The organism is Noviherbaspirillum sp., from assembly GCF_035627455.1.
Lineage (GTDB): Bacteria > Pseudomonadota > Gammaproteobacteria > Burkholderiales > Burkholderiaceae_D > Noviherbaspirillum.
The window spans coordinates 122,405-136,604 of sequence record NZ_DASPLS010000042.1; the positions used below are offsets into that span (position 1 = coordinate 122,405).

At 66.3% G+C, this 14,200-nt stretch carries 11 protein-coding genes and 1 pseudogene; 7 read left to right on the forward strand and 5 right to left on the reverse strand.

From position 1 onward, the window contains the following. Window positions 1-17: 17 nt before the first annotated feature. Together VEC01_RS08435 and VEC01_RS08440 are read right to left on the reverse strand one after the other, a co-directional pair. Complete coding sequence (locus VEC01_RS08435) at window positions 18-395, reverse strand: hypothetical protein (protein WP_324900366.1); 378 nt, start codon at window positions 393-395, stop codon at window positions 18-20. A 68-nt stretch (window positions 396-463) separates the two neighbouring features. Next, window positions 464-1,534: a putative zinc-binding peptidase gene (locus tag VEC01_RS08440; RefSeq protein ID WP_324900367.1), complete on the reverse strand. Its 1,071-nt coding sequence runs from the start codon at window positions 1,532-1,534 to the stop codon at window positions 464-466. A gap of 202 nt (window positions 1,535-1,736) precedes the next feature. Here VEC01_RS08440 and VEC01_RS08445 point away from each other — a divergent pair, with 202 nt between their 5' ends. From VEC01_RS08445 to VEC01_RS08465, 5 genes are all read left to right on the forward strand, one after another. Next, window positions 1,737-3,518, forward strand: coding sequence for an N-acetylglutaminylglutamine amidotransferase (locus VEC01_RS08445; protein WP_324900368.1), 1,782 nt, complete (start codon window positions 1,737-1,739; stop codon window positions 3,516-3,518). Between the two features lie 63 nt (window positions 3,519-3,581). Then, window positions 3,582-5,336 carry an N-acetylglutaminylglutamine synthetase gene (ngg, locus tag VEC01_RS08450; RefSeq protein WP_324900369.1) on the forward strand — a complete coding sequence of 585 codons (1,755 nt, stop codon included), beginning with the start codon at window positions 3,582-3,584 and terminating at the stop codon, window positions 5,334-5,336. A gap of 6 nt (window positions 5,337-5,342) precedes the next feature. Continuing rightward, a complete protein-coding gene (locus VEC01_RS08455) occupies window positions 5,343-6,569 on the forward strand; it encodes an osmoprotectant NAGGN system M42 family peptidase (RefSeq protein ID WP_324900370.1) in 1,227 nt (408 codons plus the stop codon). A 108-nt stretch (window positions 6,570-6,677) separates the two neighbouring features. After that, entirely contained in the window at window positions 6,678-7,196 is a 519-nt protein-coding gene (locus VEC01_RS08460; RefSeq protein ID WP_324900371.1) for a hypothetical protein, read from the forward strand. A 191-nt stretch (window positions 7,197-7,387) separates the two neighbouring features. Then, on the forward strand, window positions 7,388-7,585 hold the full coding sequence (locus VEC01_RS08465; RefSeq protein ID WP_324900372.1) for a hypothetical protein: 198 nt from the start codon (window positions 7,388-7,390) through the stop codon (window positions 7,583-7,585). A gap of 6 nt (window positions 7,586-7,591) precedes the next feature. Here the strand turns inward: VEC01_RS08465 and VEC01_RS08470 are convergent, their stop codons facing one another. Next, complete coding sequence (locus VEC01_RS08470; RefSeq protein WP_324900373.1) at window positions 7,592-9,784, reverse strand: CHASE domain-containing protein; 2,193 nt, start codon at window positions 9,782-9,784, stop codon at window positions 7,592-7,594. Between the two features lie 390 nt (window positions 9,785-10,174). Here VEC01_RS08470 and VEC01_RS08475 point away from each other — a divergent pair, with 390 nt between their 5' ends. Both VEC01_RS08475 and VEC01_RS08480 read left to right on the forward strand, forming a co-directional pair. Next, window positions 10,175-10,879: a hypothetical protein gene (locus tag VEC01_RS08475; RefSeq protein ID WP_324900374.1), complete on the forward strand. Its 705-nt coding sequence runs from the start codon at window positions 10,175-10,177 to the stop codon at window positions 10,877-10,879. Window positions 10,880-11,001: 122 nt separating this feature from the next. Further along, window positions 11,002-12,267 carry a glycerate kinase gene (locus VEC01_RS08480; RefSeq protein WP_324900375.1) on the forward strand — a complete coding sequence of 422 codons (1,266 nt, stop codon included), beginning with the start codon at window positions 11,002-11,004 and terminating at the stop codon, window positions 12,265-12,267. 67 nt (window positions 12,268-12,334) lie between these two features. On the opposite strand, the gene VEC01_RS08485 is transcribed toward VEC01_RS08480, so the two are convergent. Further along, window positions 12,335-14,098 carry an allantoate amidohydrolase gene (locus tag VEC01_RS08485; protein WP_324900376.1) on the reverse strand — a complete coding sequence of 588 codons (1,764 nt, stop codon included), beginning with the start codon at window positions 14,096-14,098 and terminating at the stop codon, window positions 12,335-12,337. Continuing rightward, window positions 14,095-14,200 (reverse strand): annotated as a pseudogene (locus VEC01_RS08490) (allantoinase); the annotation flags it as partial. The pseudogene VEC01_RS08490 and the gene VEC01_RS08485, both read right to left, overlap by 4 nt.

Genomic DNA, 14,200 nt, shown 5'->3' on the forward strand with positions numbered 1-14,200 from the left:
CGATCCGGCAGTGGCGCTCAGCTCCACTGCACGAAGTTCGGCATGCCCGCATCATCGTTTTCGGTCGTGCGCCGCAGCCGGCCTCTTTGCTCGCCTGGCCTTCTCTCCGGCTCGCCGGCCGGCGTCGCCGCCGGCGGCGGCACCGCGCTCAGCCGGTACTCGGCGCGGCGGTCGCCCATCAGGCGGCGCAGCTCGCGCATGTTGATGTCGAAGATTTCGTTCACACGGATCAGCAGGGACGGATCCAGCGCCTGCTCGCCGTAGCGAATGCGGGCGATCAGGGCGGGATCCACATGCAGCGCATGCGCGAGTGCGCGGTCGTCATCCAGCTGGAACCGGTGGATCAGCACATCGAACAGGCGGTTCGGGTCGTAGGAATCCGGCGGCTGCTTCATGGCGGCTTGTTTCGGTGGCAGAAAATGCATTCAGGAAGGACAGCGCCGCCGTCCAAAGATTCCCGCAATCAGCGCGGACCAAGCCCGCGATGCGCCAGCACCACGTCGTGGATGAAGCGCAGCTTGTCGATCACCGGCGTCGACAGCGTAAACGGATACGGATCCGGCATTCCTACGCTGCGATTCAGGCTGTTGAGCGCATAGGTGAGCGAAAACCAGTCGGCCAGCAATTCGTCGAAGTCGCCGGTGCGCAGCGGCCGGTCTTCGATCTCGAGTGCGGGCTCCCCCGCCTTCTTCGGCGTGAGCCGCATGCCGCAGGCGAACGCGGTATCGAGCGTGTCGACCATGTGCAGGTAATGCGCCCAGGTCTCGGCCCAGTCTTCCCACGGATGCATGCTGGCATAGCTGCTGACGAAGTGGCGGTCCCAGTCGGCCGGCGGCCCCTGGTCGTAGTGCGTCTGCAGGCACGCGGCGTAATCCTGGCGCTCGTCGCCGAACAGGTCGCGAAACGGCGCAATCCATTTGCTGCCCGCGACCAGCCGGTCGAAATAGTAATGCCCGCTCTCGTGCCGGAAATGGCCGAGCACCGTGCGGTAAGGCTCGCCCATCTGTTCGCGCGTCCTTTCGCGCTGCGCCGGGTCGGCTTCGGCGATATTGATCGTGATCACGCCGTCGGCGTGCCCGGTCATCACCCGATGGCCGGGCGTGTCTTCGAGAAACTCGAAGGCGAGCCCCGCGTCCGGGTCATCGGCTTTCGGCGCGGGCTGCAGTTGCAGCTCCCATAAGGTGTAGAGCAGGCGGCGCTTGGCCGTCTCCAGCCTTTTCCAGAACAGCCGGTTCTTGTCGCTCGCGAGCGACGGAATGGTGCGGGTCAGCTGGCAGGACGCGCACAGCTCGCCGGGCGCGCCGGCCTCCAGCATCCAGTTGCAGACACCCTCGCGCGCATAGTTCACGCACTTCTTGTACAGCCGTCCGGCGTCGACCGGGTTAAGGCTGCGAAACAAGTCGTCCTGCGTTTCTTCGTAGGCATTGATCGCACGCAAGTAGGGTTGGTAGCCAAGCGTGCTGCCGCAATTCTCGCAGCGCACGTTCTCGAAAAATACCAGCTGCCCGCATTTGTCACAGTGAAAGGTTCTCATGGTTCCGTTGCTAGGGTTGCACCATGGTGGAGTGGGCAGGCGGCGAATTGTTCCCGTCCTGGATTTTCTCGTCTGCAACTTGTCAGGAACAAATCGCCGCCTTTGCTCTCTACATAACAAGAAAAGCAAACTGACCATCTCCTGCGCAGCGCGCGAGCGTTGCCCTCCCGTTTTTTGTTTTCATTTCCGGAGTCCCTGACATATGTGTGGCATTGCCGGCGAATTGCGTTTTGACCAGAGGCTTGCGGACGTCTCCGCCGTGGCAGGCATGACCGAGGCGCAGTCGCGCCGCGGCCCCGATGGCGCCGGGCTGTACAGCCTCGGCAGCCGCTGCTTCGGCCATCGGCGCCTGTCGATCATGGACCTGAGCCAGCGCGCGCACCAGCCCTTCATCGACAACCTGCTGGGCATGGGAATCGTGTTCAACGGCGCGATCTACAATCACCACGAGCTGCGCGCCGAACTGCAGAAAAAGGGTTATCAGTTTTCTTCGACCGGCGACACCGAGGTCATCATCAAGGCGTGGCATGCCTGGGGGCCGGAAGCGCTGCAGCGCTTCTACGGCATGTTCGCGTTCGCGCTTTGGGACCGCGACAGCGGCGTGACCTATCTCGCGCGCGACCGGCTCGGCATCAAGCCGCTTTACTATGCGCTCGACGGCAAGCGCCTGCGCTTCGCGTCGGCGCTGCCGGCGCTGCTCAAGTCGGGCGAGCTGGATACCTCGCTCGACCACACCGCGCTGCACTACTACCTGAGCTTCCATGCGGTGGTGCCGGCGCCGCACACCATCCTGCGCGGCGTGCGCAAGCTGCCGCCGGGAAGCTGGATGAAGGTCTATCCGGACGGCGACACCAGCATCCGGCGCTGGTGGAACCTGGAATTCACGCGTGGCGAGGAAGACGAGCGGCGCAGTTTCGACGACTGGAAGGGCGCGGTGCTGGATACGCTGCGCGTTTCGGTGCGGCGCCGCCTGGTGGCCGACGTGCCGGTCGGCGTGCTGCTGTCCGGCGGGCTCGACTCCAGCCTGATCACCGGCCTGCTGGCGGAAGAGGGCGCGCACGGACTGCGTACCTATTCCATTGGTTTCGAGGCGGTCGATGCCGAGGCGGGGGATGAATTCCATTACTCCGACCTGATCGCGCGCCACTACGACACGGTGCACGAGAAACTGCATATCCCGGCCGACGCGCTGCTGGCGACCCTGCCGGACGCGATCGGCGCGATGGCCGAGCCGATGGTCAGCCACGACTGCGTCGCGTTCTACCTGCTGTCGCAGGTGGTGTCGCGGCACAGCAAGGTGGTGCAGAGCGGCCAGGGCGCGGACGAGGTGTTCGCCGGCTATCACTGGTATCCGCCGCTGACCGACCTGCCGGCGACGGATACCGGCGTCGACGCCTACCGCAAGCTGTTCTTCGACCGCGATCATGCGGAGCTGCGGGCGCTGCTGGATCCGGCGCTGGAAATCGGCGATGCGAGCGGCCGCTTCCTGGCAGAACATTTTGGCCGCCCGGGCGCCAACAGCGCGATAGACCGGGCGCTGCGGCTCGATACCACCGTGATGCTGGTCGACGACCCGGTCAAGCGCGTCGACAACATGACCATGGCCTTCGGACTGGAAGCGCGCGTGCCTTTCCTCGACCATGAGCTGGTCGAACTCGCGGCGCGCATCCCGGCGCGACACAAGGTCGCCAACGGCGGCAAGCATGTGCTGAAGGAAGCCGCGCGCAGCGTGATTCCGGCCGCGGTGATCGACCGTCCCAAGGGCTACTTCCCGGTGCCGGCGCTCAAATACCTGCGCGGCGATTTCCTGCAGTATGTGCGCGACACGCTCGATTCCCGCGCCGCCCGCGAGCGCGGACTGTTCCGCCGCGACGCCGTCGAGCACATGCTGGAATCGCCCGACAGTCACATCACGCCGCTGCGTGGCTCCAAGCTGTGGCAGATTGCCCTGCTCGAAGCATGGCTGCAGAGCAACCGCCTGTGAGCGGTCGCGGCATCCCTGCAGTGGCGTCCCCCATCTTTTATTCACGTCAAGAGGACAGTCGCGATGAGTGTCTCCCCGCACCAACCCACCATCCACCCGGCCCGCGGCCAGAACACGCAATTTTTCAAGCAAGCCGACGACGGCGCGCTGTCGCCCGCCGCGGAAGAACAGTCGTGCCGTCTCAATGCAGCGATCGAGTGCGGCTGGGGCCGCCTGCTGTACGGCCCGTCGTTCGAGTCGCCGCAGGCGCTGGCCCAGGCGCTGCAGGAAGAGCAGCCGGGCAAGCGCGACATCGCGCTGTACGTCGAGTCGCCGCAGCTGGTGCTGGCTGAAGCGCCTTCGCACCTGTTCCTCGATCCGTCCCTGATTTTCCGGCGCATGCTCGGCACCGAGCTGGAGGAGGCCGGCGTTCCCCACATCGCCGTACGTCCGCTGAGCACGCGCGCCGACATCGCCGCCATCAACCGGCTCTACAGCATGCGCGGGATGGTGCCGGTGGATCCGAAGTCGGTCTGGCGGCAGCGCAACTCGCGCGCGATCACCTACATGATTGCCGAGGATGAGCGCACCGGCGAGATCGTCGGCACGGCGATGGGCATCGATCATGTGGAAGCCTTCGGCGACGAGCACGGCGGCTGCAGCCTCTGGTGCCTGGCGGTCGACCCGCAAAACGGCCTGTCCGGCGCCGGCCGTGCGCTGGTCAACTGCATGGTCGCGCATTTCGCCGAACGCGGGCGCAGGTTTCTCGACCTGTCGGTGCTGCACAACAACGAGGCGGCGATCGGGCTGTACCGCAAGCTCGGGTTCGAAGAGGTGCCGGGCTTCGTGGTGAAGAACAAGAATGCGATCAATGAAAAGCTGTTCGTCGACACTACCGATTTCGACGGCCTCAATCCGTATGCGATGATCATCATCAACGAAGCACGCCGGCGCGGCATCAGCGTCGAGGTGATCGACGCGGCGGCCGGCATCTTCAAGCTGCGCAACGCCGGCCACGAGATGCTGTGCCGCGAATCGCTGACCGAGCTGACCGGCGGCGTGGCGATGACCTGGTGCCAGGACAAGGTGCTGACCTCGCGCCGGCTCGCATCGATTGGCCTGCGCGTGCCGCGCCAGCGTACCGCCGGCGAGCGCGAAGCGGATGTCGCCTTCCTGCGCGAGCACGGCGCGGTGGTGGTCAAGCCGGCGCTGGGCGAACAGGGCAAGGGCGTGTTCGTCGACGTGCGCACCGAGGAGCAGCTCGATGAGGCGATCCGGCGCGCGGCGGAACAGGGCGGCCATGTGGTGATCGAGGAGTATTGCGCCGGACAGGACCTGCGCATCGTGGTGATCGGCTACAAGGTGGTCGCGGCCGCGATCCGCCGGCCCGCCGAAATCATCGGCGACGGCACGTCCACGGTGCTGCAGCTGATCGAACGCCAGAGCGCGCGCCGCGCCGCCGCCACCGGCGGCGAGAGCAGGATTCCGCTCGACGGCGAAACGGAGCGCTGCCTGGCCGGACAGGGGCTGGGCTACGACACGGTGCTGGAAAACGGCAGGGCGGTGAAGGTGCGCAAGACCGCCAACCTGCACACCGGCGGCACCATCCACGACGTCACCGCGGAACTGCATCCGGCGCTCGCCGAGGCGGCCGAAACCGCCGCCCGCGCGCTGCGCATCCCGGTGGTCGGCCTCGACTTCCTGGTGCCTGCGCCGGACGCGGCCGAGTACGTGATCGTCGAAGCCAACGAGCGGCCCGGCCTGGCCAACCACGAACCGCAGCCGACCGCGCAGCGCTTCATCGACCTGCTGTTCCCGTTCACCGCCGCGCATGCATAGACGGCCATGGAAAAACTGCGCATCGATGCCGACCATCTGAAGACGACGCTGCTGGAACTGCTCGCCATTCCCAGCCCGACCGGCCTGACCGACGCCATCGTGCATTACGTCGGCAGCCGTCTGGATGCGCTCGGCGTGCCCTATGAGCTGACGCGCCGCGGCACAATACGGGCGGTGCTGAAGCGGACCATGCCGGAGCGGCGCCGCGCCAACCCGGCCTGCGCGATCGTGTCGCATCTCGACACGCTGGGTGCGATGGTGCGCGAGATCAAGCCTAACGGCAGGCTGTCGCTGATTCCGGTCGGCACCTGGTCGAGCCGCTGGGCCGAGGGCGGGCGGGTGACGCTGTTTACCGAAACTGGCAAGGTGCGCGGTTCGGTGCTGCCGCTGCTCGCGTCCGGGCATGTCTACAATGAAGCGATCGATAGCCAGCCGGTCAGCTGGGACCAGCTCGAGCTGCGCATCGACGAGGTCGTGGACAGCATCGAGGCGGTACGCGCGCTCGGCATCCAGGTTGGCGATTTCGTCGCGTTCGACGCCCACCCGGAATGGCTGGACAACGGCTTTATCGTGTCGCGCCATCTGGACGACAAGGCGGGCGTGGCCGCGGTGCTGGCGGCGGTGAAGGCGGTGGTCGACGCCGGCGCGCGGGTGCCGATGGATTGCCACGTGGTGTTCACGCTCACCGAGGAAGTCGGCTCCGGCGCGCGCGCGGTGATCCAGAGCGACGTCAGCGAGGTGATCGGCGTGGACATCGGGCCGGTGGCCGCCGGGCAGGGCGCGCGCGAGGAAGGCGTCACCATTCCGTTGATGGATTCCGCCGGCCCGCACGACTACCACCTGACGCGGCGCCTGCTGCGGCTGTGCGCCGAGCACGGCATCCCCTGCAACCGCGACGTGTTCCGCTTCTACCATTCGGATGCGAGCGCGGCGGTGAGCGCCGGGCATGACGTGCGCACCGCGCTGCTGTGTTTCGGCGCCGACGCGTCGCACGGCTACGAGCGCACGCGGCTGCCGGTGCTGGTGCACCTGGCGGAACTGCTGACGCTGTACATCCAGAGCGGGCCGACGCTGGCCGAGGACCGGCAGGAGCGGCTCGATTCGGTCGAGCACTTCTCGCATCAGCTCGACGCCGGGCAGCTGCAGCAGGTCGAGACGCCGAAACAGGACGTCAGCGAGCTGGTCCAGCTTGGTCCCAGCCATCCGCCGCCGTCCGATCCGCCGGCGCAATGAGCCGCGCATAAAAAAGCCCGCCGCGCGGCGAACTTCGCTGCGCGATCTCCGCCTTATACACGTTGGCGCCCGCCGCAGCGGGTGCCGGCGACTTTTCAAGGAGAAACGATGAATCGGGAAAACGATGTGAGCGCAGTACTGCAGCAATACACGGCCGAGACCGGCGTGCGTTCGGTCCAGAAGGTCGAACAGGATTTCGTCGCCGTGGTGCAGCAGGTGCCTGCCGAGGAGGTGACCACCGGACTTGCGCAAGCGATGCATTCGGAGCACACGCCTCCTTTCGAAGACATGGTCGGCGAATCCTTCGAGCGCGGCGACGAAACGCAGCGCGCCGGCCTGCTGCGGCAGCTGCTCGACGCGGCGCCGACCGCGGTCAGGCCGCTGGTGGAAAGCGGCATCGTTGCGGCGGGCGCCGCCAGCTCGGCGCCGGCCGCGCTGGTGGACGGCGCGATCGCGCAGCGGCTCGATCCGGAGCTGGTGCGGCAGATGGCACGCGAAGCGGTGCAGGAGGATCCGGCGGTGATCGACAGAATGAGCGCGTTTTACGCGATCGACCCGGCCGCCGGCAAGACGCTTGGCGGCGCAGCGCTCAGCGTCGCCCTGGGCAAGATCGCCGAACGACGCTGATCGTTCCGCGGCATGGAAAGCGCCCCGCATCAACGCGATGCAGGGCGTTTTTCTTGTCCTGTAACAACTTCTCGCGCCGGCTCCATTTTTATTGACATTTCCCCAATCCGGCCGGCGTTCGGTTTGCCTTCGCTCAAGCAGCCGGCTCTTGTTGACAAGAAAATAATTCCTGTCCGATACAAGGGGAAATCATGGATGCTCTGGATTGGGATGTGTCCGCCACGAACCGGCAGCGCACGAAGCGCCAGGTCAGGCGCAAGAACGAAGCGTTCCGCCGCGGCGTGCAGCAGCGCAAGAAAGCGCGCCGTGTCGCTGCGCTGAAAATGTGGCTGGCATCGGGCGCGGCCGTGGTTTCCTGGAGCGTCGCCGGCTTCCAGCTGCTGCGCTGAAGCCGCTTACTGATTGCTGTCGATGAGCTTGAACGGAAACAGTTCGTCGCGCGCGTTTTGCAATGGAATATAGATGGTCAGCGTCGTGCCCTTGCCGGGCGCGCTGGTGATCAGGAATTCCCCGTTCAGCGCATGGATGCGCTCCTCCACGCCGACCAGGCCGAAGGAATTCGATGACTTGCGCATCTCCGGGTAGATGCCGACGCCGTTGTCGCTGATCTTCATCACCAGCCGGTCGTCCTCCTGGTACAGTTCGATCACCACGTGGCTGGCGTTGGCGTGCCGGATCACATTGGTCAGCGACTCCTGCAGGATGCGGAACAGCGAGGTGGCGCGGGCATCGTCGACCAGGAATTCCTTGTCGCCCATGAACAGGTCGCAGGCGATGCCGGAGCGGCGCCGGAATTCCGCTACCTGCCATTCAATCGCGGCGTTCAGCCCGAGGTCGAGCACCGCCGGCCGCAGGTTGTTGATGATGGTGCGGATGGTCTTCACCGTCGCATCGATGTGATGCAGCGCGCCGCGCACCTTTTCGTTCAGTTTCGGGTGGGATTTGCCGGTGCGCGCCTCCAGCATCGAGACGTCGATGCGCAGGGCGAGCAGCGTCTGCCCGAGTTCGTCGTGGATTTCGCGCGCGATGCGCTTGCGCTCGTCTTCCTTCACGCGGTCCTGGTGGGCGGTCAGTTCGCGCAGCAGTTCCTGCGAGCGTTTCAGCGCCTCGACCGTCTGCTTCCGCTCGGTGATATCCATCAGCGTGCCGCGCAACAGGCGCCGGCTGCCCTGGTGGCCGGGCCGGCAGATCGTCTGCACCCAGCGTATCGTGCCGTCGCCCAGCATCACGCGGTGCTCGGTATCGAAATCTTCCCCGCCGGCCAGGCATTTTTCCACGCCGTCGCGTACCCGCTGCCGGTCGCTCTCATGCACGCAGCGCAGGAAGCTGTCGTAGTGCGGCGTGGACGAAAAACGGTCCATGCCGAAGATGCGGTAGGTTTCCGCCGACCAGGTCATGCTGCCATCGGCCGGATCGAGCACCCAGCTGCCGAGCCTGGCCATGTGCTGCGCTTCGGCAAGGCTGGCTTCGCTCGCGCGCAGGTCCTTCGTCATTTCCCTGGCGAGTTCGATCGCACGCCGGCGGGCGGTCGTCAGCGAATAATAGACGCCGAACAGCAGGGTGGAAGCGATCAGGCCGGCAACCAGCACCAGCCACGGCAGGTAGCCGTCGAAGCGGTTGACCGTCGCCGCGCGCGGCGCCGAGAATTCCATTTCCCATACCCGCGGGCCGACCGACATCGTCACCCGCTTGATGAACAGGCGGGCGCCGGGATCGGGTGCCGGCGCCGGCGTGCCGCCCGGCGCAGCGCTGCTGTCGAACAGCAGGTTGTCGGCGGTGACGCGGTCCTTGTCGGCGCGCCCGTCGCTGCGGCCGATGTCGAACAGCCGGATGCGCAGGCTGGTCATCTTGCTGCGGTCGACCGCGCCCAGCATCAGTTTCTGGATATCGAAGCCGGCGCCGACCGATCCGTAGTAGGCGGCGCGGCGCTGCTCGACGGTGTCGAGCGGCATGCCGCGCCGGTACAGCGGCATGCGCATCGCCAGGCCGAAATGCTGGTGCGGCCCCTGGATGCGGATCAGTTTGCCGGAAGAGAACAGCTGGCCGCTGTCGCGCGCGATCGCCAGCGCTTCCGCGCCGTTGGCGGTGGACGCAATGTCGAAGCCGAAGGAAACCAGGTTGGCTTCCATCGGCTCGATATAGGTAACCACATGGTATTCCTGCCGTTCGCCGGCCGGCTTGATTTCAAAGCCGGGGTAGCCTGCGGGTGCCAGCCCGGTGTCGGCCCGCACTGCCGCTTCGAACGCCTTCTTTTCCGCCGCGCTCACGCGGCGCGCGAAATTCAGGTTGGTAATGCCGGGGAAGGTGTCTTTGAGCTTCAGCTCATCGACATAGGCGTGGAATTCCTCGCGCCTGACGCGGTCCCGGGTATAGAACAGCGCATTGGCGCCGCGCAGCACGTCCATATACGAGCGTACCCGGTTCTGCACTGCGAGCTGCGCGTTTTCGACATGGTATTCGAACGATGCGAGACCTTCGTTTTCCACGATCTGCTGAACCAGCAGGGAAAGTACGACCGACACGGCAAACCCCAGCCACCAGCCGGTGGAGGTCAGCAAGGCCCGGATAAATCGTCTGGAGATGCGCATTGTCCTGCAAAACGATGTGCGTATATGTCATCGGCGCGGCGTGAATTCCGCGCCACACCCAAGATGGGCAGTGTATAACGATTTCCGGAAAGAATTCATCTGCGGGCTTGCCCCCAAACCCCGCGACGAATCCTTATTCTATTGCAAATATTGCAAATATCGGCGATTCCCTTCTATTTGTCGGAAAACCGCGCTTCCCGTTCCATTTTCATTGTCACCGCCCTTCCCGGGTACGGTTTTCCGTTCTGACATGCACTTGATTTACATCAATAATGTAACAGAATTGCAATAGTTTCCCCGTGCTACATTGAAATTCCGCAAGACACCTGCCTTGATAAGAGAGCAGTGCCAACGCGGGAGTATGTACTAACCAACATCAGGAAAGGTGACATGACAATGACTGAACAGGCAGAAAAGAAAACACCTGAGCAAATGGTCGAGGCCGTTTTCGCGTTGAACCTCGATCCGATCAAATTCAAGCTGATGGACAAGAAAGAGGGCCACGGCTGGAGCCGCGAGGAGGCGGACCGCCGCGAGCTGGAATACAAGCGCTTCCTGGCGCTGGTGGCGAGGTATCCGGACGACACGATCGTGCCCGATACCGAGGTCGACGAGTTCTGGCACGGCCACATCCTGGACACGATGAAGTATGCGGAAGACTGCCGCAACGTGTTCGGTTACTTCCTGCACCATTTTCCCTACTTCGGCATGCGCGACGACCAGGATGCGGCCGCCCTTTCCGAAGCGGCCGCCAATACCCGCCGGCTCTACCGGCAGGAATTCGGTGTCGAAAGCAGCGCTGGCGCGGCATACTGCGCCCGCGCCGAAGACGCGGCCTATTGCGCCCGGGTTGTGGCGCAGGCGGCCCCGCAACAGGCGGCGTACTGCGCGGCGCAGGCCGCCAGCTATTGCGCGCGGGTAGTGGGCAGTGCGGAAAAGGATAGCGCCTACTGCGCTGCCACTGCGGCCGCCGACCCTGCCTACTGCGCCCGCGCCGCGCAACCGTCCGCTGCCTACTGCGCCGCCGCCGATGCCGCTTACCTTGACAAGGTGCTGGGCAAGGGGCGCCCGCAGCTCGGCAAGCCTGCCGGCTAAGTCGTCACCTTCCTTCACGATGAGAATTCCCGCGGCCGCACGGCCGCGGGTTTTTTATCCCGCCAAGGGCCCCCGCCCGGCACGCGTAGAATACGGAAGTGTGCCTACCGGGAGACTCCCACATGCATCTCAGCAACGCCCGAGCACTGCTGCTCGACATGTATGCTGCCGCCGTTGCCGCGGTCAGCGCGGACAAATGCGTCCCGGCTTGCCTGCCGCCCGCGCCGCCCGGGCGCACCGTCGTCATCGGCGCCGGCAAGGCGGCCGCGTCGATGGCCCGTGCCGTCGAAGCGCACTGGCAGGGGCCGCTCTCCGGCCTGGTTGTCACGCGTTACGGGCACGGGCTCGACTGCCGCCACATCGAGGTGGTGGAAGCCGCCCACCCGGTGCCGGACGAAGCCGGACGCCGCGCGGCGGCGCGCATGCTCGAGCTGGTGCGCGGGCTCGGGGAGGACGACTTGGTGCTGTGCCTGATTTCCGGTGGCGGCTCCGCGCTGCTGGCGCTGCCGGCCGACGGCATCACCCTGGAACAGAAGCAGGCCGTCAACAAGGCGCTGCTGAAAAGCGGCGCCAATATCGCGGAGATGAACTGCGTGCGCAAGCACCTGTCGGCGATCAAGGGCGGCCGGCTGGCGCTGGCCTGCGCGCCGGCGCGGGTGGCGACGCTGATGATTTCCGACGTGCCCGGCGACGATCCCGGCGTGATCGCGAGCGGGCCGACGCTGCCGGACCCGAGCACCTGCGCCGAGGCGCTGGCGATCCTGCGCAAGTACCGGATCGACATCCCGCCGCACATCGAGCGCCATCTTGCCACCGGCGCCGGCGAAACGCCGAAGCCGGGCGATCGGCGCTTCGCCAGCCACACGCACCGGGTGATCGCGACCGCCCAGCAGGCGCTGGAAGCGGCGGCGGCCGTCGCCCGCGCCGCCGGCATCGCGCCGTACATCCTGTCCGACGGCATTGAAGGCGAGGCGCGCGACGTCGCCATGGTGCATGCCGCGCTGGCACGGCAGGTGGCGCTGCGCGGGCAGCCGTTCGCGCGGCCCTGCGTGCTGATCTCCGGCGGCGAAACCACGGTGACGGTACGCGGCGGCGGCCGCGGCGGACGCAACGCGGAGTTCCTGCTCAGCCTCGCGGCGACCCTCGACGGCCACCCCGGCATCCATGCGATCGCGTGCGACACCGACGGCATCGACGGTTCGGAAGACAATGCGGGCGCGCTTTGCCAGCCGGACACGCCGGCGCGCGCGGAACAGCTGGGCATGCGCATGCGGGCGATGCTGGACGACAATGACGGTTACAGCTTTTTCAGCGCGCTCGGGGATCTGGTCGTAACGGGGCCGACCCGGACCAATGTGAACGACTTTCGCGCGATCCTGATCCTGTAGCCGCTTCCCGCCCGGTCCGGCGGCACGCGCTGCTGGGTCGGGCAGCGGGCTTCAACGATTGCGCTTGTCAGGCATCCTGGCGCGGCCGGAAATTGCGCAGGAAATCGAGGAACACCCGCGCCGACACTTCCGCGTCGTCGGCGGTCATCGTCTCCAGCGGATTGTGGCTGATGCCGCCGTTGCCGCAGCGCGTAAACAGCATTGCGACATCGGTTACCGCGGCCATCGCCATCGCGTCGTGGCCGGCGCCGGAGGCGAGCTTGAACGGAGGAACGCTGGCACGCGCAACCGCGGCGGAAAGCTGGTCCATCAGCCACGGCGCGCACGGCACGGCGGAAGCGCGCACCTGCGGCTCGAGCCGGTATTCGATGCGGCGCCGCGCGCAGATCGCGTCGATTTCGCGCAGCACCTCGTCCACCGCCGCATCGCGCGTCGCATCGTCGGCGGCGCGGATGTCGAGCGACAGCCGGCAGGCGCCCGGCACCACGTTGACCGAGCCGCCCGGCACTTCCAGCTGGCCGACGGTTCCCACCAGCGACGGCGCCTGCGAACAGCGCCGTTCCACGAACAGCACGATTTCCGCCGCCGCCGCCGCCGCGTCCCGGCGCATCGCCATCGGCGTGGTGCCGGCATGGCTGGCGACACCGCCCAGCTCCAGCGTATAGCGGCAACTGCCGGCGATCGAGGTCACCACGCCGACCGGCAGGCCACGCTCCAGCAGCACCGGTCCCTGCTCGATATGCACTTCGACGAAACCGAGCAGGCCGGCGGGATCGCGGGCGATCCCGGGAATCCGCTGCGGATCGTGGCCGGCCTCCTGCAGCGCGGCGCGCATCGATACGCCGCTGGCATCGGTCTTGTCGAGCAGCGCCATGTCGAAGCGCCCGGCGACCGCATTGCTGCCGAGGAAGGTGCTCTTGAAGCGCACGCCTTCCTCTTCCGAGAAGCCGATCACTTCAAGGTGGAACGGCAGCCGTTCGCCACGCTCGTGCAGATGCTTTACCACCGCGATCGGCAGCAGGATGCCTTCGCGCCCGTCGTACCTGCCGCCGTTGCGCACCGTGTCGTAGTGGGAGCCGGTAAGCAGCGTTTTCGCTTGCGGCTGGTCCGACAGGTAGCGCCCGACCACGTTGCCGACCGCGTCGATGCCGACCTCCATGCCCGCTTCGCGCATCCAGGCTGCGATCCGGGCCGCGGTGTTGCGGTGCGCGGCAGTCATGTAGGCGCAGGTCAGGCCGTCGCTGTCGTCGCTGAACGCGGCCAGCGCGTCGGCCCATTCCATCACCGTATTGCCGATCTGCGGCACCTGCCCGAACAGGTCGTTCAGCCGCAGTTCGGCGATCCGGTGCACCTGGCGCAGGTCTTCCGCCAGCTCGTCTTCGCGGCGGTTCTTCAGGCGCCGCGCGAAGGTGTCGATGATCTGCTGCCGCGTCAGGCCCTTGCCGTGGGGGCCCTTCACCGCGAGGATGAACGGAAAGCCGAATTTCGCGTTGTACTCGGCGTTCAGCCGCTGCAGCGTCGCGTACTCTTGCGGGCTGCACTGGTTCAGCCCGGCCCTGGCCTGCTCGCCGGTCGATTCGCTGGTCAGCTCCCCGGCGATCGCGGCCTTGCCGGCAAGTTCCGGGTGGGCGCGCAGCAGTGCCAGCTGCCTGTCTTCATCGGCGTCGTCGACGGTCGTCTGCAGCGCGCGCTTGAGTGCAGTCAGGCTGGCGAACGGCCGGCGCGTTGCCGCCTGCGCCGGAATCCAGGGCGAATGTTCGTAGATGCCGCCCAGCGCGCGCACGAATTCATGGGGCGCGCACACGTTCAGCTGTTCCAGCGTGACGCTCATGGCCGGGCCTCCTCATGGGGATGGGTCGCGCGCCAGTGCTCGGCGATGTCGATGCGGCGCGTGACCCACACCTTGTCATGCGACTGCACGTAGTCGAGGAAG